Origin of the sequence: Undibacterium sp. CCC3.4 (assembly GCF_034347425.1) — a bacterium.
Lineage (GTDB): Bacteria > Pseudomonadota > Gammaproteobacteria > Burkholderiales > Burkholderiaceae_D > Undibacterium.
Genome location: NZ_CP133779.1, coordinates 3,981,777 through 4,003,242 on the forward strand (window position 1 = coordinate 3,981,777; position 21,466 = coordinate 4,003,242).

Annotated in this window: 19 protein-coding genes; all 19 read left to right on the top strand. The window is 60.3% G+C overall.

Features of this window, described 5'->3' with window-relative positions:
• Positions 1-577 precede the first annotated feature (577 nt).
• Positions 578-754: a type II toxin-antitoxin system HicA family toxin gene (locus RHM61_RS17640; protein WP_322248622.1), complete on the top strand. Its 177-nt coding sequence runs from the start codon at positions 578-580 to the stop codon at positions 752-754.
• Positions 755-770: 16 nt separating this feature from the next.
• Positions 771-1,187, top strand: coding sequence for a type II toxin-antitoxin system HicB family antitoxin (locus RHM61_RS17645; RefSeq protein ID WP_322248623.1), 417 nt, complete (start codon positions 771-773; stop codon positions 1,185-1,187).
• A gap of 32 nt (positions 1,188-1,219) precedes the next feature.
• Positions 1,220-1,441, top strand: coding sequence for a hypothetical protein (locus tag RHM61_RS17650; protein ID WP_322248624.1), 222 nt, complete (start codon positions 1,220-1,222; stop codon positions 1,439-1,441).
• 112 nt (positions 1,442-1,553) lie between these two features.
• Positions 1,554-1,850, top strand: coding sequence for a BrnA antitoxin family protein (locus tag RHM61_RS17655; protein WP_322248625.1), 297 nt, complete (start codon positions 1,554-1,556; stop codon positions 1,848-1,850).
• Positions 1,851-2,217: 367 nt separating this feature from the next.
• Positions 2,218-2,505, top strand: a complete 288-nt coding sequence (locus RHM61_RS17660; RefSeq protein WP_322248626.1) for a hypothetical protein — start codon at positions 2,218-2,220, stop codon at positions 2,503-2,505.
• Positions 2,502-2,918: a hypothetical protein gene (locus RHM61_RS17665; RefSeq protein WP_322248627.1), complete on the top strand. Its 417-nt coding sequence runs from the start codon at positions 2,502-2,504 to the stop codon at positions 2,916-2,918. The genes RHM61_RS17660 and RHM61_RS17665 overlap by 4 nt, the downstream gene beginning before the upstream one ends.
• Positions 2,919-4,271: 1,353 nt before the next feature.
• Positions 4,272-5,090 carry a type IV toxin-antitoxin system AbiEi family antitoxin domain-containing protein gene (locus tag RHM61_RS17670; RefSeq protein WP_322248628.1) on the top strand — a complete coding sequence of 273 codons (819 nt, stop codon included), beginning with the start codon at positions 4,272-4,274 and terminating at the stop codon, positions 5,088-5,090.
• Positions 5,090-5,932, top strand: a complete 843-nt coding sequence (locus RHM61_RS17675) for a nucleotidyl transferase AbiEii/AbiGii toxin family protein (RefSeq protein WP_322248629.1) — start codon at positions 5,090-5,092, stop codon at positions 5,930-5,932. The genes RHM61_RS17670 and RHM61_RS17675 overlap by 1 nt, the downstream gene beginning before the upstream one ends.
• 278 nt (positions 5,933-6,210) lie before the next feature.
• Positions 6,211-10,245: a helix-turn-helix domain-containing protein gene (locus tag RHM61_RS17680; protein ID WP_322248630.1), complete on the top strand. Its 4,035-nt coding sequence runs from the start codon at positions 6,211-6,213 to the stop codon at positions 10,243-10,245.
• Positions 10,246-10,443: 198 nt separating this feature from the next.
• Positions 10,444-11,265, top strand: a complete 822-nt coding sequence (locus RHM61_RS17685) for an abortive infection family protein (protein ID WP_322118373.1) — start codon at positions 10,444-10,446, stop codon at positions 11,263-11,265.
• A gap of 379 nt (positions 11,266-11,644) precedes the next feature.
• Positions 11,645-12,151, top strand: a complete 507-nt coding sequence (radC, locus tag RHM61_RS17690) for a RadC family protein (protein WP_322248631.1) — start codon at positions 11,645-11,647, stop codon at positions 12,149-12,151.
• Between the two features lie 571 nt (positions 12,152-12,722).
• On the top strand, positions 12,723-13,550 hold the full coding sequence (locus RHM61_RS17695) for a DUF932 domain-containing protein (protein ID WP_322248632.1): 828 nt from the start codon (positions 12,723-12,725) through the stop codon (positions 13,548-13,550).
• Positions 13,551-14,460: 910 nt separating this feature from the next.
• Positions 14,461-16,431, top strand: a complete 1,971-nt coding sequence (locus tag RHM61_RS17700) for a ParB/RepB/Spo0J family partition protein (protein ID WP_322248633.1) — start codon at positions 14,461-14,463, stop codon at positions 16,429-16,431.
• 590 nt (positions 16,432-17,021) lie between these two features.
• Positions 17,022-17,327 carry a DUF736 domain-containing protein gene (locus RHM61_RS17705; protein ID WP_322125617.1) on the top strand — a complete coding sequence of 102 codons (306 nt, stop codon included), beginning with the start codon at positions 17,022-17,024 and terminating at the stop codon, positions 17,325-17,327.
• Positions 17,328-18,033: 706 nt separating this feature from the next.
• Positions 18,034-18,378: a DUF2958 domain-containing protein gene (locus RHM61_RS17710; protein WP_322248634.1), complete on the top strand. Its 345-nt coding sequence runs from the start codon at positions 18,034-18,036 to the stop codon at positions 18,376-18,378.
• 308 nt (positions 18,379-18,686) lie between these two features.
• Positions 18,687-19,034 (top strand): DUF2958 domain-containing protein, encoded by a 348-nt coding sequence (locus RHM61_RS17715; RefSeq protein WP_322248635.1) that lies wholly within the window; start codon positions 18,687-18,689, stop codon positions 19,032-19,034.
• 276 nt (positions 19,035-19,310) lie between these two features.
• On the top strand, positions 19,311-20,057 hold the full coding sequence (locus RHM61_RS17720) for a DUF7011 domain-containing protein (RefSeq protein ID WP_322248636.1): 747 nt from the start codon (positions 19,311-19,313) through the stop codon (positions 20,055-20,057).
• 134 nt (positions 20,058-20,191) lie between these two features.
• Positions 20,192-20,485 (top strand): helix-turn-helix domain-containing protein, encoded by a 294-nt coding sequence (locus RHM61_RS17725; RefSeq protein WP_322248637.1) that lies wholly within the window; start codon positions 20,192-20,194, stop codon positions 20,483-20,485.
• A gap of 22 nt (positions 20,486-20,507) precedes the next feature.
• Positions 20,508-21,398: a replication initiator protein A gene (locus RHM61_RS17730; RefSeq protein WP_322248638.1), complete on the top strand. Its 891-nt coding sequence runs from the start codon at positions 20,508-20,510 to the stop codon at positions 21,396-21,398.
• Positions 21,399-21,466 lie beyond the last annotated feature (68 nt).

Here is a 21,466-nt window from a genome sequence, read left to right on the forward strand (position 1 = left end):
GAAGGGGCTTGCACCCCCTCCCATCGTGTTGCTCCTTCGTCGCTCACCGGCCAAAAGAGGCTGTCGCAAAAGCCTGATGGACGCTTTTTACACCTGAAACACCGCATACCTCGTCATTCCCGCATGCTGCAGCCTCGTCATTCCCGCATGCCACAGTCTCGTCATTCCCGCATGCCGAAGCCTCGTCATTCCCGCATGCCGCAGCCTCGTCATTCCCGCATGCTTTTGGCGGGAACCCAGTGTCGTTTTCAGCGCTGAAAACACGATCATCTCTGGCATTTTCAGTTAAGCACGAACGCCGCTGGGTTCCTGCCAAAAGCGCGCAGGAATGACGTGGCCACCAGTTGGGGTAATGATACCGACTCACTACCCTTTTGCGACAGCCTCTGAAGGCCGGGGTTTCAAACCCTAGTCAGATTTTTGATGAAAAAATTCGGGGAATGAAAAATACCATGTTGAGTTTTTCGCGGACGTTTCTTGCTCTTGAATGTCTGGCATGACGCTACGGCAACGCGAAAAATAACATAAGTGTTGCATTCCGTTTGACAAACACAACACTTCTGTTAAGCTTCACCGGATGAACTCCAAGCAGATGAAGAAATGGCTAGAGCAACAGGGCGCGACTTTCCAGCCCGGTAAAGGCTCACATTTGAAGGTGTTTCTGAACGGCAAGCAGTCTTCCCTCCCCATGCACGGTACCACCGAGCTTGGTAAGGGGCTGGAAGCCGCAATCAAACGACAGCTTGGCTTGTGAAGTGAAGGAGAAAATGATGTTCGACTACCCCGTGACCTTGACCCCCGATGATGGCAGCCTGCTGGTCACATTTGCCGACGTACCCGAAGCCATCACCTTCGGTGCTGACGAGGATGAAGCCCTGCTGAACGCAATCGATGCGCTGGAAACCGGCTTGTCCTTCTATATCGATGCTCGCAAACCGCTACCGGTCGTCAGTCAGCCGGCAACCGGACAAAAAACCGTACGTCCATCGGCCTTGGAATGCGCCAAGTTGGGCGTGTACCAGGCGATGACCGATCAGGGGATCAAGAAGGCAGAACTGGCCCGCCGTTTGGCTTGGCATATGCCACAAGTTGATCGTTTATTTGACTTGAGGCACGCTTCAAAGTTGGAGCAAATCGAGGCTGCAGCAAACGTACTCGGCAAGCGCCTCCACGTGCAGATTGTCTGAGACAGACAGCGCTGACCAGCAAATCGGCCGCGATGGATTCAGCAGATCAAGGCCGCCACATACCTATACAAGTAACACTTGACGGCATGATTTTTGTGAGTACAATAAATCATATGGACATCAGCTTTGACCCTGCCAAGAGTGAACGCAACGAACGTGAGCGCGGCTTATCGTTCTCGCTGGCTGGGCAGCTTGATTGGACTGAAGCGGTGATCAAAGAGGATGATCGCAAGGACTATGGCGAGCGCCGGTAGCGAGTACTTGGATTGATCGGTGGCCGGCTCCACGCCGTAGTGTTCACGCCTCGCGCTGGCAAGGTACACGTCATCAGCCTGCGCAAGGCGAACAACCGAGAGGTGAAACAGCATGAGCAAAAAGCCCAACCCTGAACTAGTGGAAGACGAAAACCCTGAATGGACGGCGGAGGATTTCGCCAAGGCAGGTCCAGCCAGCGAGGTGCTACCAACAATTTTTGGTGAACAAGTCGCCAAAAACATGCTCAAGCCTCGTGGCCGCCCGCGTGCTGAGTTCCCGAAAGAACGCATAAATATCCGGCTATCACATGAGGTCGTCGAGCATTTCAAGTCGGCTGGCGAAGGCTGGCAGACTCGCATTGACACTGCACTGCGTCAGTTCATCGCCGAGCATCCAAGCGCCCACTGAGCAGCGACAAAAACAAATAAAGCACCCCTGAGCGCATTAACAATCCTTCAACAATCACCCGCCAGCAAAAGGAAACTAGCTATGGCAAATCAATGTGTCCTCGATGGCCGGCCACATCGTAAGCGCAAGCGGGGTGGTGTACACGCCGCGCGCAGGCCAGGAACGAAGAGACGGCCGGAGGCGTCAGGAATCAAAGCCGCATGGCCATGACTCGACACGATGCATGGGGCAACGCCCGCGAGCCCGACGGCGGCACGCCGCGTGCGCTACACGGAATTTGCCCGTCTACGGACCTTTCCGACTCAAATATTTGACAAGCCACGAACATTTGGATATCTTAAAGATATCTTGAAGAAGAGAGAATTCCATGACCACACGCACCATTGCCAATCAGATAGCATTTCGCTACCGCACTACCGACAGCGCCACCGGTATTACACGCGAAACAGCCAAGCGCTTAGCCGAGCAATTGGGCGTCGATGAAACCCAGACAATCCACAGGGCGTTGCATGATCTCGCCGTCAAGCTACTACCTCAGTACGAAGCCGACGATGGCCCGCTAACAGCTACCCAAGTGCGCCAAATCAAAAAACGCGTACCACAAGGCAGCAAGCGTTCGGTGCGTTCCAGCCTGTTTGACACTGAGACCCCATGACGCCCGTATGGTGGGCAGAGCCTACCGCCGGAGAGATTGTCTGGTGTCACTTTCCGGACAACATCAACCCGCGCCCGAAGCCGCGACCAGCCCTGATCCTCGCGGTTTTCGACGATGATGCGCCGCAATTCCACGTCCAAGTCGCTTACGGCACCAGCCAGCGCACCACGACACTTCACAGTGGCGAATTCTCGATATTGCGTGTACGCAATCCTGCCGCTTACGAAACGGCTGGGCTAAGCTACGACACCAAGTTCGATGTAAAGCAGGCCATCGACCTGCCCTATACCACCGATTGCTTCTCTGTACCGCCCGCAGCGCCACATGGCCAGATACCCAAGCTTGGCACTCTGCATCCCTCCTTGGTGCCAGCTGTCCAAGCCGCATATCGTGCGGGTAAAGTGGCCCCCTAAGTCCAGACAATCAAACAACTTAATGGATCGTCGCAAAAGCCTGATGGATGCTTTTTAACACCTGAAACACCGTATACCTCGTCATTCCCGCGTGCCGCAACCTCGTCATTCCCGCATGCTTTTGGCGGGAACCCAGTGTCGTTTTCAGCGCTGAAAACACGATCATATCTGGCATTTTCAGTTAAGCACGAACGCCGCTAGGTTCCTGCCAAAAGCGCGCAGGAATGACGTGGCCACCAGTTGGGGGTAATGATACCGACTCAATACCCTTTTGCGACAGCCTCTGAAGAGGCTGTCGCAAAAGCCTGATGGACGCTTTTTTTACACCTGAAACACCGTATACCTCGTCATTCCCGCGTGCTTTTGGCGGGAACCTAGTGTCGTTTTTTACACTGAAAATGCCACAATTTCTGGCATTTTCAGTTAACCACGAACGCCGCTGGATTCCTGCCAAAAGCGCGCAGGAACGACGTTACGGGCGGTTGGGGTAATGATGCAGACTGAAAACCCTTTTGCGACAGCCTCTGAAGGCCGGGGTTTTACGCGCAAATCCGATAAATCACATCAACGCCTAGCTAAGCAGCCCCTCCCCCTCCCCCGCACAGCCGTTCATAGCAAATCGGCCGCGATGAATTCAGCAGATCAAGGCCGCCACATGCCTATCGGCACCGACACCCGCTGAACCAATGGCGCGGAAGAATGAGACCGTAGCATCCGCTACACCATAAAAAACGCGTACTTGCCGGTGCTTGAAGATGCCAGCCAATGCCAGACCAAAAAACAAAAAAGCCCGCAGTGACGCGGGCTTACGGGTGTTTTGCTGCCATCAGATGCCTGCTGATGGCAGACGTTTGATCATTCCCACTCAATTGTTTCCAAGGCCTACAAACCCGCATGAATACAGGCTTTCTCTGTATGGGACATCTAATTTACCGTCATATTTACCGTCAAAAAACAAACGCTTTGACTGGCGCGGGAGATGCACTCGGTTTGTGCGGCGACTACTCTTCCACATCAATCATCAACTATCGAGGGGGTCTGGAAGCCCATCGGAGTCATTGCATCCTACGTTTTTCCACTCAAGGACAAGTATAAAGCAACGATTTCTCATTACCAAACGCTATACATCGAGCGTATTCCAACCCATGAAACCCAAGGTCAAACGCATGCCTGCGCCAACAACTCTCTTCTTGGCGCGGCCCATGGCGACTTTCACGATTGAATTTTTACTGTTACATTTTACGCTGAATTCGTCTCCCAGGGGGAAACAAGCTTGCCGCTAGATATCGTTAGTGTTATATTTACTGCGCATTACGTTTCCTTTAGGGGCGCAAATTGAGCGTAAAATATCACTTGCAAACAAAGACGCTAGGCCCACGGGCAGCGCAACTCTTCACTGAGCTGAATGAACTGCGCCGGTCTACGTTCACGCTGGCGGATGTCGGTTCGATCACCGGCCTGTCGGCTGCGGCGGCCCGCAATCTTGTGCACAAGGCTCAGCAGCGAGGCTTGGTGACGCGACTGAAGCCCGGTTTGTACAACCTCGTCCCCTTCGAACTCGGCCGGGCCACTGAGCACATCGACAGCCCGTACCTGATCGCGCGTGAACTCGCCGGTGCCGCGCCCTACTTCCTGTCGCACGGCACCGCGCTTGAACTGCACCGCATGGTGACGCAGCCGAACTTCACCGTGTATGTGTCATGTACGCGGCGCGTGCGTCCGCAGACGGTCGGTGGCTATGACTTCCGGTTTGTCCACATCACTGCGGAACAAGAATTCGGGGTCGTGAAGCACTGGATCGACAAAGAGCGCTTCGTGATGATCAGCGACATGGAGCGCACGATCATCGACGGGCTTCGACACCCGGCATTTGTCGGTGGCATTACCGAAGTCGCCAAGGGCTTATGGATGAAGCGGGACGTACTGAAAATCGAACGGCTGGTGGACTACGCACAACGCCTCGGCGTCGGCGCCGTCGTGCGCCGCCTCGGCTACCTGCTGGAACACTATGGCCTGGCCGATGTGTTGGCGCTGGAACCATTGCTCGGCATGCTGACGGCAACGTACCAGCGCCTTGATCCACTGCTTCCCTCCGAGGGGGCTTTTCTCTCACGTTGGCGGCTCCAGCTCAACGTGACTCCCGAAGAACTCGATACCGTAAGGCTTGGCTAATGATTCCACAACGCAATATCTCCCTGATCTCGAACACATTGATGAGCGCCGGCGGCCGGCGCATTCCCGAGGCCGTCATCGAACGCGATTACGTGCTGGCTTGGTTCCTGACCGGTCTGGCCGGTCATCCGTTGCGCGAGGTGCTGGCCTTCAAAGGTGGCACGGCCCTGCGACGTTGCTGGTTCGAGGACTATCGGTTTTCGGAAGACCTGGACTTCACGCTAACCCGTCCGATCACCCTCGAAGATATTCTGGCAGGGTTAGCCGAAATCTTTGCGGCGGTTGAGGCTGCGTGCGGCTTGCGGATCGCATTCGACCGCGAAGACCGCCACAGCCACCAGAACAGCCACACGTTTTATCTGCGCTACCAGGGGCCACTGCCCGCTGCAAACGACGTGAAGGTTGATATCACGATCACCGAAGTCCTGTGCTTCCCGCTGCAAGATCGCCCGATTCATCGCATCTACGATAGCTTTGACGATTTACCCGAAGGGCCAACCTTGAAGGTCTATGCCATCAAGGAAATCGTGGTTGAAAAGCTGCTGGCATTGAGCGACCGGGCGCGCAATGAACCGCGCGACTTGTACGACCTCTGGTATCTGTTCGGTTCTACGGACTTGCGCGTAGCGGAAATGCGCGTCGAACTCGATGCCAAGTTGGCGCTGCGGCAGCGCGTCGTCGCAGGCATGGAGCAGGCAATCGCCGCCAAGGAAGATCGTCTGCGGCGACTCTGGACTGCCCGCCTCGCGCACCAGATGAACCAACTGCCGCCGTTCGATGACGTTTTTCGGGAAGTGCTGCGGGCCGTTCGCGCCGCCGACTTGCCGAAGGCGGCCGGCTGATCGATTATCGGCGTGCCGATGTATGGCTTCCTCTCCTCATCACTACTGCGCATCGCGTCCGTAGCGCTACCTCCAGCGTAGGCGCACCCCGCAACCTCGTCGTGTCAGGCAAGCGACGACGCCATCAAGCTCAATAGAAATGGCTGCGAGCGCTGGGCGCTCATGCTGAAGATGACTTACAGCATGACATCAGGAGCAGCTTTACGACGATCATTGACAAAAATTCCGTACTCATATAATGTGTTGCACATGTCATACACACAAAGTGAGTATTGAAAATGAAACTTCCTAAATACGAAGCGCTAGGCAAGCGGATGTGCGATCTGAGGATGGCCATAGGCATAGCAACGCAGGCCGAGCTCGCTCATCACCTCGGCATGTCCCAGCAAACCGTTAGCCGCTGGGAAGCGGGAACTTCCCGGCCCCGCACCAATGAGCTGTCAAAGCTCGCTGCGGTGCTCAAGGTTGACGTAACGGAACTGACGAACGCCGCAGGGTATGCCCCTGAGGTGACGACGGTGTCTTTCGATCGGCTGCTTCCGCTCCCAAGCCTGCTGCCCGACAGCTTCGAATACTTCTGCCTCGATCTTCTCGCGACCCACCACCAAGGAACAGCGGACGTACACTTGGCGGGAAAGACGGGCCACAAGCAGTACGGCATCGACATTGAGGCGCAGTTCGCCAACGGCGACCTGCACACGTACCAATGCAAGCGCGTAGCGGAGTTCGGCCCCGAGAAGGTTAAGAAGGCGATCAAGGACCAGACGATCGCCGCGAAGAAGAAGCACCTCCTCCTCTCCCGCGTCGCCAGTCCCGACGCGCGCGGCGAAATCAAACGCGTGCGTGGATGGGACCTCTGGGACCAAGTCGACATCACACGGGTCTTCCGCACCCTGCCGAAGCGCGAGCAGGTGCGCATCGCCGACATCTACTTCCCGACGCAGCGCTTCGCGCTGACGGGCGAGCTGGCCGCAGGGCCGTGGCAAACGGTAGAGGCGTTCTTCGCGCCGCAGCTCGTGGAAGGTCGTGTTTTCAATCAGCGCTGGGAACTCGTAGGCCGCAGAACGGAACTCGATGGGCTCGCGCACGCCTTCGCAGATCCCAGCGTACTTGCGGTGAGTCTGATCGGCCGTGCAGGTGAAGGGAAGTCACGGGTGCTGCGTACTGCCCTTGAAGCGTTCGCTTCGCAGTACCCGGGCGTTCGCGTGGTCGTAGCCTCGCCCACGGAGGAAATCACGGCGAAGAGCCTTGAGGATTTGGGGGCTGGCGAGAAGCTGCTCGTTGTCGATGACGTTCATGACCGCAGTGATTTGGTCCAACTCATTCGCTACGCAGCCGACAGTCGCTCCCAGGCGCGTTTACTTCTGGTCTATCGGTCGTATTGGACCGATGTCGTACAGCGCGAACTGGCGCGCTACGGACTGACGGGAAACCTGACCAGGTCGATCACACTGGGCAAGCCAACGAAGCAGGACGGGATCGCCTTAGCTACCCAGGTGCTCTCCAAGAACGGGGCGCCGATCGAGTCCGCCAAAGAGATCGCGGCCGTGGCGTACGACAGTCCGCTGGCCGTCGTAGTCGGCGCGCAGATCGTCGCCACCGAAGGACTGCACCCGGAGCTGTTCGGCTCGAATGAGGTCTTCCGAACGACGGTGTTGAAGCATTACGAGAAAGTCATCGCGCAGGGAATCGCGCAGGGGAAAGACCAAGAGCGCGTGCATGCGATCCTTCGCGTGCTGGCGCTCATCCAGCCCGTTGTCCCTGACGACAAGCACGTGCTGGAACTGCTCGCGAACATCGAGGGGATCGAGGCCCCCGATGCGTCACGCTTGGTGCGACTCCTTGTCGATGCTGGGGTGCTCTTCAAACGGGGCGCTAAATACCGGCTGTCACCCGATCTGCTGGCCGACTCGATCATCGAATCGGCGTGCATCACGGCAAGCGGTGCTTCGAACGGCCACGCCGAGAAGGTCTTCGCCGCATCCATACCCGAGCACAAGGAGCATGTACTGCTGAACCTCGGGCGGCTCGACTGGCGGCGGAACGAAGGAGACGCATCTGCGAGCACGCTACTCGACGGGCTGTGGTCGCTGCTCGCATGGGAAGACGACTACGTGCATGCACAGGTAAAATCTGCAGCTGCGGCGGCGTACTTCCAGCCTCGACAAGCCCTCGCCTTCGCTCGACGACTGATTGACGGCGGGCATGGGCAGGACGAGGACGTGTGTCGCATCGCCCATGGCGCGACGTACCATATCAACTACCTCGCCGATGCATGCTCGCTGCTCTGGGAAGCCGGGCAACACGATGCACGACCGACGCACCAGCATCCGAACCACGCGATTCGACTCCTGATAGAGCTTGCGACGCCGGAGCCTCGGAAACCGGCCGAATTCGTCGAGGGCGTTGTCGATTTCGCGCTATCGCTCCTCGACTACCCGGAGAGCTGGAACGGACCGTACACGCCATTCGACGTGCTCAAAGGCGCCCTCGCGACCGAAGGTCGCTTCACGTCCGCTGCCACGAGCCGCGAAATCACGATCTCGACGTACGCGGTCCAGCGCGAGAGGGTCAAACAAGTGCGGCAGCGGATCATCGCCGAGCTACTCTCAAGCCTCTCACATACGAATCAGCGCCGCGCCTTTCTGGCCGCACAGCATCTCGCCGATGCCCTCCGCGGGCCTATCGCCGCTCAGCCCGGCATCGCTGACCCCTGGGGCGACGAATTCCTCGAAACGCTCGAAAGGATCGATACGCTGCTCGGCACAGCAGACGTGCCCGCAACAATCCTGCTCAGGGTCGCGGAGTCAGTTCATTGGCACGCGTTCTACGGTCCCGCGCGTACCCAGGCGCCGGCGCGACGGATTCTCGCTCGCCTCAGTCGCGACCTCGTCACGCGCACGATCCGCGCGTTCATGGACGCCTGGGGTACGAATACGTGGCCGATGGAAGAGAACACCGGCCGCCCGCAACACGACGCGGACATCGACGCGCTCTGCCTCGAACTTGGAGCGCAGTACCCTGAGCCGACCCGACTCGCGCAATTCCTGCATGACCGCTTGGAGGACATCACCCGCGCGACCGGCTCCCCGAACTACGGGCCCGCCCAACTCTTCCTCGGTCGCCTGCTGCAATCGAACCTATCGCTTGCCCGGCATCTCGTGCAAGCGTATCTGCGTGGCGAAAGTTCTCAGCTCTCTCCGCACGTTGGGCGAGCCCTGGGAGTCCTGCTGACTAGCGCCCGTGAGGAAGTGTCTGCATTGATCGAGGAGTTACTCGCGAAGAGCGACTCGCAGCTTCAGATGGTTGCGGAGGGCTATCTGTTCGCGTCCAATATCGCCCCGTATTCTGAGCTCGACCTTGTCGCGCTGAAACGTGTCTTCGCCAGCCGCGAAGGGGCGGTCCTCTGGTGCGCGCCGCGCATCGCGCACGAGGTAGCGCGGACAGACAAGCGGCTGGCAATCGAGCTCCTGGCAAGTGTCGACATGGAAAACGCACTGCGCTACGCGCGCGACTTCTTCATGTGGATTGTTCACGAAGAGACGATTCCGTTCGATCTGATCCGCGACGACCAGTTGCAAAGACTGATCGGCGGTCTGCGCCACGCATCTCGCCTAGACGATCACTGGGTCAACGCGTTCCTGAAGAAGGTTATTCGACGGGCACCGGGCTTGGTCCTCGAATTGGCTATGGCGCGCATCGACGATGCGATAGCCTCCGACGATTGGCAAAAGCAACCCCTTGGTGGTGTCCTTCATGACCGGGATGCGCTCAACCTCATGTCCCTATCTGAGGGGCCGGCGCTCCTTCGCGGCCTGCTCGACTGGGCGCTCGCCCGGATCGGTGACTACACGTTCAGCTACCGCTTCGCCGAACTCATGCAGTCGCTCTGCAGTCCGTACGGTGCGGTGTGCGTCGCGACCATGGAGGACTGGTTCACCGGTGGCTCCGCCGAGCACTTGAAGGTCGTTACTGCAATTCTTCGCGATGCCGGCCCTCGCTTCATCCATGCCAATGAGGGATTCGCAGCACGAACGCTGAAGGCTGCGCGTGGCATTAGCCGCAAGGCGCATAAGGATCTTTCCTCAGCGATCTTCGCGGCCAGCGTGAGTGGAGTCCGTTCGGGGGCACCCGGCAAGCCGTTCGATGCTGATCTCGAACTCAAGCAGATGGCGGAGCAGCGTCTGGCGCACCTTGCAAAGAGCGACGCGACATTCGAGCTCTACCGAGACCTCCGGGACTACGCTGCCCACGCGATCGAACGCCAGCTTGAGGAGGGGCGCAGCATGGACGAGGAGGATGCTGATGCCTGAAATCGGCGCGCTCAGCGCTCTGTCTCGCTCAGAGTTGTGGGATGGAATTTTTGAAGGTTCCGTCTTCATCCGATTCTCGTTTTGGCTTTTCGTTGGCGGTCGTGCCTAAACGTCCGTTCGGCGCTGCGCGTCGTTCGCGCCGCCAACTTGCCGAAGGTCGGCGGCCGACCGGTTACCTACTCACCAAAGGGATGCACCATGGCCGATTTGTCTTCCATAGAACATCGCAAACTCGAACGGCTATTTCGCATGGGTGGCGGCTACGTGCTCAATTTCACCGATCGCACATTCAGCGAGTTTTTCGAGGAACACACGCGCCGTGACATCGATACCGCTGTCTACCGCGAGCGTGGTACTTCCAAAGCCAACCGTATGCGCGGATTCTGGAAGGTCGAAGGCAACCACCTGGTCGGCAAAGTAATCCAAGCGCTGATCTTGTACGGTCAGGCTGAGAACTGTTTGGGCGACGAGCCGGGATTGACCGAACTGACCGACGATTGCTGGAAAATCGCCAGCCGTATGATGCGCGACACACCCGTCGCCGAACTGGATGCACTGACCGCCACGGTCGACGAGCGCGACTTTGAAACGGTTGCTCAACATGTGCGCGAAGCCATCGAGAAAAACCAGCCCGAAGCGGCTCTGGATCGGCTGCACACGTTCGTCATCAAATACGTGCGCACACTGTGCGAGCAGCGCGGCGTTGAAGTCAACCGCGACAAAGCCTTGCACAGCATTTTCGGCGAATATGTGAAACGCCTACGCGACGCAGGTCACCTTGAATCGGTGATGACCGAGCGCATCCTGAAATCCAGCATTTCTGTGCTCGAAGCCTTCAGTGACGTTCGCAACAACAAGAGCCTGGCCCATGACAACCCAATCCTCAACTACGAGGAAAGCCTGCTCATCTTCAACCACGTTGCCAGTTCGATTCGCTTCATCAAATCAATCGAAGCCAGAACGAAACACGCGACTACGCCGATAACGATCGTGGCACCCGACGACGATTTGCCGTTTTAATTCGTCCGTATCGATATTCGACCAAACAGCAATATTTACTGTGCAGTGAATTTTGTTGAGCGATGCCGGGCGTCCCGGCGTTGCCGCCGTCGGGCTCGCGGGCGTTGCCCCGCGCCTCGTGCCGAGTCACGGCCATTCGGCATTGATCCCTGACGCCTCCGGCCCTTGGGCCTGCGCGCGCCGCTTGCCGTAAAGGCGGTGGAGTGTGTGGGGTGGTCTTGCTGTTCCCTTCAATGTACCACGCCGTTCTCGCCGTCAAGGGCTGCGCGTGCCCTGCACGCTGGCGTCCATGCGGCCGTCTGCGACCCCTGACTGCTTGCGCTGCGGCGTGTTCCTCCGGTTCCAGGCAATTCCGCCCGATTCGGACTGGAGCACGATCATGTCGCAACTTACTCATTCTCTCGATTCTTCCCTTCTCGTTCGCGATGTCACAGGCGACTACCGTCCTGCCAATGCCGACGAGGTGTTGCAGGCTGCGCAGCGTGTACTCGCAGGACAAATGCGCGACTGCGAAGTCCTGAACTCGCCGCAGGTGGTGCGCGACTTCCTGCGGGTGAAGCTGGGGGCACTGGAGCACGAGGTGTTCGCCGTCATCCATCTGGATGCACAGAACCGTGTCATCGAATACGTCGAGATGTTTCGCGGCACGGTGAGCCAGACATCGGTGTATCCGCGCGAGGTGGTCAAGGAATCCCTGGCCAGAAACAGCGCTGCGTTATTGCTGGTGCATAACCATCCGAGCGGTTCAACCCAACCGTCGCGCGCCGACGAGACGCTCACGCAGGCGCTGAAGTCGGCACTGGCGCTGGTGGACGTGCGCGTGCTGGATCACTTGATCGTCGCTGGTGGCGACATCCTGTCTATGGCGGAACGCGGGCTGTTGTAGCCCGAGGGGGCGTTGCCCCCTTTTTTTGCTGCGTCCCTGACATCCAGTAAAGGCTGCGCGCTACGCTTGCCTCCAGGGGTCGGCTGACGCCCACCCCGCCGCGCAGGCTTGGCGCCCCACAGGACCGCCGAACAGGCTGCGCCTGATCGGCCAGCACACAACGTCGATTGCGCGCCACGCGCTTTGCCCACTTCCAGTCAGGCGTGCTTGCTGCACGCAGGGGCGCTCGCCGCGCGGCGTTGGTTTCAGCGCATCCCCTGGCCCATCGACCGCTGTTCGTCTTTCCCCAAGTTCATCGCTTTCTCCCGCGACCTTAGCCTGCGGTGCCTGGCCGTCAAGGCGCGCAGGGCCGAGTCCTCGCTGCACTGCGGGCCGCACCAACCCTGCGCTTCTTCCTTGACGGCCATGCCCTCGCAGGCCCGGTTTTTCGCGGGCGATGAACTCAGGAAAGACGGCGGCAAACAGGGACCGGCCCAGGTCTCTGCGCCGAACCAACCAAAGCCACAACGGGCTCCGAATCTTGGAATCCGGTCAGCTTTGAAACCACAGCTTCAATCACAGGAGAAAGACCATGCAACTCAGTTCCCGTTTCGCTTCCCGCTCCCCCATGCTGCGCGCCGATCATCCGCTGTCGGATGACCAAATCCGCAGCGTGGCCCCGTCCATCTTTGCCGACGACAAGCACGAAAGCCGCTCAGACCGTTACAGCTACATAGCGACAGGCGCGGTGTTGTCCGAATTGCGCAAGGAAGGATTCCAACCCTTTATGGTGTGCCAGACCCGTGTACGCGATGAAGGCAAGCGCGAGCACACCAAGCACATGGTGCGACTGCGCCATGCCGACCAGATCAATGGCGCGGAGGCCAACGAAATCATTTTGTTGAACTCGCACGATGGCACCAGCAGCTATCAAATGTTGGCGGGCATGTTCCGCTTCGTCTGCAAAAACGGCTTGGTGTGCGGCGACACCGTGGCCGATCTGCGCATTCCGCATAAAGGCGATGTGGTCGGGCAAGTGATCGAAGGCGCGTATGACGTGCTGGACGGTTTCGACCTTGTGCGCGAACGCCGCGACGAAATGCGCGCCATTACGCTGGACCGAGGCGAGGCCGAAGTGTTTGCCCATGCGGCGCTGTCCCTCAAGTACGATGACCCGACCACGCCCGCACCCATCACCGAATCGCAGCTATTGACGCCGCGCCGCCGCGATGACGACCGGCCCGATTTGTGGAGTGCATATAACCGCGTGCAGGAGAATTTGACGCAAGGCGGATTGCATGGACGCACCGCCACTGGGCGCAAGCACAGCACCCGGCCTATTCAAGGCATTGACCAGAACGTCAAGATCAACCGGGCTTTGTGGATGCTGGCCGAAGGCATGAAGCGGCTCAAGGCTTGACCGGCTGAATCAACGAGGGGACGCAATGCCCCCTCGACATTGGAGGCACACGGGGCAACGGCGGGCGGTCAGGCCGCCGCGCGCCCATCCGTTCCGTCTGGGCGCACGGCGGCGGTCGCTACGCGACCACTCGATGGCTGTAGATATTCGCCATCGTTAGCATGGGAACCCGCCGATAGGTGCCAGATGCTTCGCATTAAATAGTTCGGCAATCCTGCCTGAATTGTCGTTGCGTCTCCCGGCATAGCCGGGCCGCGCTGTCGTGCGTGGCATCGAGCCGCCATAGCGTCTCGCCCCTCTCGGGCTTTCATCGTTCCCTCCCTGTGGTCGGCTGACGCCTGCGCACTGCGTTTGCCCTCCAGGGGATCGGCTATGCAGCCCATCCCCGCCGCACTCTGTTTGGCGCCCCTGCAATGCCGCCGAACAGGTTGCACCTGATCGACCAACAGCCATCCATCCAGGCGTGCCTTCGGCACGCAGTGGCGCTTGCCGCGCGGCGTTGGATTCAGCGCAGCCCCTGGCCCATCGGCCGCTCTTCGTCTTTCCCCTAGTTCATCGCTTTTTCCCGCGACCGTAGCCCGCAGTGCCTGGCAGTCAAGGCGCGCAGGTCCGAGTCCTCGCTACGCTGCGGGCCGCACCAACCCTGCGCTTCTTCCTTGACAACCAGCCCCCCGCTGGCCCGGTTTTTCGCGGGCGATGAACTCAGGAAAGACGGCGGCAAACAGGGACCGACCCAGGTCTCTGCGCCGAACCAACCAAAGCCAACACCGGGCTCCGAATCTTGGAATCCGGTCAGCTTTGAAACCACAGGAGAACGCGCATGCAGATACCGACACCGTGAATCGACACCGAGTTTTGTTCTTCCATTTTTTGTTTTCTTTCATCCCGACAAGGGACAGGAGCTATCACCATGAACACCATTACCCATCAAGAAGTCGAAGCCCTTGAAGCCGCTACACCCTCGCAAAACATGCTGCTGGTGCCGCTGTCGCAGCTTCGCCCATCCAAGCGCAATGTGCGCAAGACCTTGGGCGCTTCCATTACCGAACTGGCCGCAAGCATCCAGCGCGTAGGCCTGCTACAAAACCTGACCGTGACGCTTGCCAGCGATGGCGCACATTACGAAGTGGTGGCCGGTGGCCGTCGCCTCGCTGCATTGAAACTGCTGGCGAAGAAGCGGCGCATTGCCAAAGATTACGCGGTGCCTTGCCTGCTGGTGGCCGATGCCTCGGCCCGCACCGCCAGCCTGACCGAGAACGTGCAGCGCGAAGCCATGCACCCCGCCGACCAGTTCGAGGCATTCGCCGACCTGATCGCGGAAGGTCGACCCATCGAGGATATTGCCGCAGACTTTGGCGTGACCCCATTAGTGGTGCAGCGCCGTTTGAAACTGGCAAATGTCTCACCGCGCCTGCTGATCGACTATCGCGCCGATACTGTCACGCTCGACCAGTTGATGGCGCTCGCCATCACGGACGACCACAGCGCACAGGAGGCGGCGTTCTATGACGCGCCGCAGTGGCAGCGTAGCGCACAGGCGCTACGGGAGCACCTGACCGAACGCGAGATCGACGCCACGCGCGATGCGCTGGCGCGCTTCGTTGGCATCGAAACCTACGAGGCCGCAGGCGGCGGTGTTCGGCGCGACCTGTTCTCGGACGACACACGGGGCGTGTTCCTCTCCGATGCGGCATTGCTGGACACCTTGGCGCGAGACAAACTTGCAGCCGCTGCGGACAGTGCCCGTGCGGAGGGTTGGGCATGGGTCGAAACGGTGCCGCGCATCACATCGGCGGAACTGCACGGGTTCCAGCGTGCCCGCCGTGACCGGCGCACGCCGAACAAGAGCGAGGCCAAGCGCATCGCCAAGCTGCAATCGCGGCAACAGGCCATCGACGACAAGCTGAATGCCGACGATGCCGAGGACATCGCGGAGGAAGAAGCCGCGCCTCTCTACGAGGAAAGCGACAAGCTTGGCGCGGAACTTGACATCATCGAGCAATCGCTGTTGGTGTTTTCGCCCGAGGTGCTGACGATGGCCGGGGCTATCGTGGCTGTCGATCATACGGGCGAAATCATCATCCATCGCGGCCTGTTGCGCGAGGCCGAGGCCAAGGCATTGCGGGCGCAGGAACGGCAAGGCATACAGGCTGGTGGTGATAGCGAAGGCGAGGCACTGCAACCGACCACGCCGAACATTTCCGAGAAGCTGGCGCGGCGCTTGAGCGCACACCGCACGGCGGCGCTGCAAGCGGAAGTCGCCCGCCATCCGCAAGTGGCGCTGGTGGCCGTGGTGCATCGCCTCGCGCTGCGCGTGGTGGTCGATGGCTACCGCTCGGACGATTCGCCGATCAACATCAGCGCTTCGCCGCAGGATGGACTCGATACGTTCGCGCCAGACGTGGCGCAGTCGCCCGCCCTGATCGGTTTGCGGGAAGTACGGCAGGCGTGGGCGGCACGGCTACCCAGTGACTCGGACGCACTGTTCGCGGAACTGCTGGCGTTGCCTCAGCCGGAACTGCTGTCGTTGCTGGCGGTGTGCGTGGCTACGACGGTGGGCGCGGTCACGCCACACGAAGACAAATTGCCTGCATTCGCACTGGCGCAGGCGGTGGGCCTTGACATGCATCCGTGGTGGACACCGACCGCCGACGGCTACTTCGCCCATGTGTCAAAGGCCAAAGCCATCGAGGCGGTGCAGGTATTTGCGCCAGAGCATGCGGCGCGGCTGGCCAAACTCAAGAAAAACGACTTGGCCAGCGAAGCGGAACGGCTGGCGGTGGGCACGGGTTGGCTGCCGGTGATGTTGCGGGCAGCGGTACAGGAGGCACCAGCAGAAACGCTCCCGGATGCTGAGACGGACGAGTCAGCAAGCGAATAAGTAAGCGAATAAGCCGACAGCCCCAACCAATTCCCAAAAACGCGCCCCGCCGCACAGGCGGGACGCCGGAGTGCGACAGCTTTTGCTGCGCCCGCTTGCACAATGACGCACCGCCCCCGACGCTGCCGGGCAGCGTCGCCAGAAACGACGGCGGGTCACAGACAGGCCGTCCACCATGCCCAGAACCATCCCCACCGCAATCGATCAAGCCCGCGCCAATGCGTGAGGAGCGTTCACCCTTGGTGATTCGGAAATGACCTTGATGATGAATGGGTGCGTGGCGGCGCAGCGCCTGTGCTGAGATGCCGGAGCCATGCTGCCTTCCGGTGAGGATCGCACCCAACGGCGGCCTTGACTTGTCGTGAATCCTGGCGCGGCAGCGGCTACGCCTCGGGCTTCATGGCTGCAACCGTCCGGCGCAACGATTTTCCCCGGCACGGTGTGCCTTCCTCGCGCAACAAAATCGCCGCGCCTCCCGGTCCTCCACGCTGTTGCGGCCGCTTTGCGGTGCAGCCCGCCCGTACCTCGCCCTTTGGATCACCGACAAGGCCGCGATGGGCGCGACCTTGATTCACCGAAAGGAAATCATCATGGCAAACATCGGCATCTTTACCGCACAAAACGACAGCTTCACCGGCACGGTTCGCACCCTGACGCTCAACGTCAAGGTCAAATTCGTTCCCAACACCAAGGAGAGCGACAACGCCCCGGACTACCGCATCGTCGCCGGCAACTTCGAGATCGGCGCGGCGTGGAAGAAAGTCAGCAAGGCGGAGCGGCCCTACCTGTCGGCAACCCTGGATGACCCGTCGTTCCCGGCGACCATCTATGCCCGCCTGGTCGAAGGCGAGGTCGGCGCGCACAACCTGATCTGGTCGCGCAGCAAGGGCGACTGATCATCGCCCTTAGCGCCCCGTTCTTGCAGCGGGGCGCGTTTTTGCGTTCACCGTCAGCGGCTCGCGCCTCATAGCACGGGCCGTGTCATTTCATGCACTGAATCGCTGATTGACGAAGTACGGAATTGCGTGGAACCGCACTTCCGTATTCGTGCTTGAGCACAAAGCCGCTTCTACGGGTTGTCGGTTCTGTAGTTTTACGGAGAGGCGTAAAACCGGTTGTACGTTTTCATGAGTTTGGACATTGAAGGCCTTCGTGCGTCCCCGGCGATGCCGGGCCACGCTGTCGTGCTGCGCATCAAGCCGCCGATGGCGTCTCGCCCCTTCGGCTTCCATCGCTGACGCCTCCTCGCTGGATGGCGCTGCGCGCTACGCTTGCCCTCCAGGGATCGGCTTGACGCCCATCCCCGCCGCGCTGTGCTTGGCACCCCTCGCAATGCGCCGAACAGGCCGCGCCTGATCGGCCTGCAAGACCTCCTGTACTCCTGCACCATCGAACCTGGTCTGATGCCGACGCTGTTCATCGCAGCGTTGCGGCGCTTCATGACGGCGCCACTCTTGTCGTGCATGGCCGCATCACCGACCGGACAGGCAGCGCAGCTTGGCGCACGCCGCACGCCCGTCAACCGGTGTGACGGCCGCGCTATGCGCGTGCGCCAGACACGCAGCGCTCCGATCGGGAGCGTCCATTCAAGGAGTTGCAATCATGAACCTCATCACCGAAACACTGCGTGCGCAATTGCTGGCCAACGGCCAGCAGTCCCTCGACAACGAAGCCTTCGACCCACCGCCCGTCGTCAAGTTGTTCACCCCAGACGCGGGTGCGACCTGGCTGCTCACCGAGATCGACCCGGACGACCACGACCATGCCTTCGGACTCTGCGACCTGGGGCAAGGCTTCCCGGAGCTGGGCTATGTGAGTCTGGCCGAGTTGCAATCAGTGCGCGGCCGTCTTGGTCTTCCGATTGAGCGGGATCTGCACTTCGTTGCCACGAAGGCAATCAGTGCCTATGCGCAAGAAGCGCGCCGCGCGGAGCGTATCGTGACGTAGCCGTCACACGGGCGCTGCCGCCAGGCAGCGCTCTTTAGTTGCCTATTTTCCCCTCCGGGCCTGGATTGGTGCTCATTTATGGTTTTCCTGCTTGAACTTGTGGCGGGCGTGCCTATTCTGAAAACCGCATCTACGGAAATCATGGTTTCCGTACTGACGTAATTGCCAATACGTGTGCCCACGGATTCGGTGGAATCCGCTATGGCAATGTGACGCAGAAGCACACTTGACCATTCAAACTTTGACGCATCGGCGCGTTTGCGCAAAACTAATGTTCCGTTGAACGTAACCACTTGCGCCCAGCGACCATGAAACCACTCATCACCGACGATCACCGTGTTCAACTGCTAGACAACGGCGCCGCCGCCGCGCGCGGCGAGAAGCGCGACCCGCTGCCGGTTGTCAAGCTGTTCACCCTGGACGCGCATGCGACCTGGCTCTTGACCGAACTCAGTCCCGCCGACGGCGACACCGCTTTCGGCCTGATCGACCTCGGTATAGGTGCGCCGGAACTCGGCCATGTGCGCTTGTCCGTCCTGGAAGGCATTCGCGGGCCACAGAACCTCGCCGTTGTACGCGATTTGCATTTCACGCCACGGCGGCGACTTTCTGAGTACGCCCAACTGGCTCAGGCCGACGGATCGGTCAACGACTGATCGTCCTTGCTTGCCAGCGCGATGCGGCATTGCTCAGCCAGAAAGACCTGCACTGAGTGCGGCACCGCACAGATTGAATCGCCCAAGCGGGCTATTTTGAGCAAACTCGACAGGCGTGTGGATTGCGCTGGGTGCGGTGCGAATACTCGGCCCGTTGCTGGCGACCTTACTTCAATTGCAAACCTTGTTGACTCGTAGCGGTCGAAGACCGACGTGGTCTTGCCCGCCGTATTCCCATGGCGATTAAGTTCCTTCTACCCGAGAGGAGTTTGCGCCATGGCAGAGTCGAGCACTATTCAGTGGCATCCCAGTGCGGCATACCTGTATGTCCTGCACCTGGACGGCCCCGCGCTGGCTTGGGAATACCTGCGGCGCAACCCGGAATACCGGCGCGCCTGGCAACGCCACCGACGACGACCGCAACACGATGCTCTTCACTGGGGCTTGCGCCTGCTGGAAGATCCCGCGCGCGATGCACGCGACGCGTACCCCGATTGGTTTCCTGATCCGTCCTCGGTAGTCCAGGTCTATCCTGATGCCGATCCCACGGCCGATGCGCTGCTGTTCCAGCTCTGGTGCCTCCCCGGCCGCAAACACCTGATGCACGACGGCAAGCGCCTGGTGCTGACCACCCAAATCGTCAATCGCATGCTGCGCATGGCGATATCTCCCGCGCTGGAAGACGGCATGGCTTACGCCTATGCCGTGCGCGCCGGTTGCAAGCTCTCCGAGCGCTGGCGCGCCATCGAAGCCGAGCTGGCGTTGCTTGACACCGCAAAGGTGCAACCCGTTGCGATCACCACCGGCCGACCAGGCCGCGCGTCAATGCTCCACATGCGCACCCTGCAGGCGCTCGACGGCACGCTGGCCGGCGCTTCGCAGCGCGGCGTGGCCGAAGTGTTGTTCGGCATCGCCGCCGTTACGGAGCGCTGGTACGACGACGGCGATCTGCGCGCCCAGGTCCGCCGCATGATCCGGCGCGGGCAAACGCTCATGGATGGTGGATACCACCGCCTACTCTAATTCGGCAAGACCGCGCAGGGACGTTCGCGCGGCGGCGCAAAACGTCCCTGCACAACACGCCTGACTTTCCCGAGACTGCTTCCATCCGGCGGCGATTGCTTCGTCGGCGATCCTGACCGATGGAGGCACATGCCATGAGACCCGAACCGCTACCGCCGCAGCACCTACCCGCAGCCACACCCACCGCCGCCCAGCAGCCGGCGCGTTACCTGACCAACAACGAAGCCGCCGAATTCCTGCGGCTGTCGCCGCGCACGCTGGAAAAACAGCGCGTCATTGGCGGCGGACCGCGCTTTCGCAAGTTTGGCCGGCGCGTGATGTACGCCGTCATCGACCTCGAAACCTGGGCCGATGCACGCAGCTTTGAGATGACGTCCGATCCCGAATACGCCGAACAACACACTGCGCGCCGTCCTGGCGCTCGGTGACCGGCGATGGACACCGTCACCAATGGCCATCGGGCACCCCAGTCACGATCCGCAGCGCGAACAACTCGAACTGTTCCATGCCTTCTCCGGCGAGCTACCGGCACGCGACGCGCAAGACCTGATGGCCTACCCATTCTTTTCGCTGGCAAAGACCAAGCGCACGGTGCCGATCGACTTCCGCACCAACAGCGTGACCGTGCGGGTCGAAGGCACGGCCGAACATGGCCTGGCGACAATTTGGGATGCCGACATCCTGATCTGGGCAGCCAGCCAGATCGTCGAGGCGCGCGATGCGGGGTTGCGTTCGTCGCGACTCATGGCGGCCACACCCTACGAGATCCTGCGCTTCATTGGTCGCGGCACGTCGCTGCGCGACTACCAGCGCCTGAAGGCTGCGCTGGACCGCTTGCAGTCCACCAGCGTCGCCACATCGATTCGCCAAGCCAATGCGCGGCGCCTGCACCGCTTCTCGTGGATCAACGAATGGAAGGAACGTGCGGACGGCCAAGGCCGGCCGCTGGGCATCGAGCTGATCCTGCCGGACTGGTTCTATGCCGGGGTGTTCGAAGAGAGCCTGGTATTGACTATCGACGCCAACTACTTCCGCCTGACCGGCGGTATCGAGCGCTGGCTGTACCGCCTGGTACGCAAACACGGCGGCTGGCAGCGAGAAGGCTGGCGCTTCGACTTCCCGCACTTGCACCGCAAGTCCGGGAGCATGGCGCGCTTCACCGACTTCGCCTACGACCTGCGTTGCATCGTGGCGCGACAACCCTTGCCGGGTTACACGCTCGCCGTCCTGCGTCCCAGGCACGGGCCGGAGGTGCTGACCTTCCGCGCCGTGCCGTCCACGGCACCGCTGCGCCCCGGTGGCAGCTTCAATGCCGGTGCAAAGCCTGTGGACAAACGGTGAATACGCTCGTGCTATCGGGAGTGGGAATCCTCGTGCTATCAGGCGCAGTGCTGTCGTGCTATCAGGAG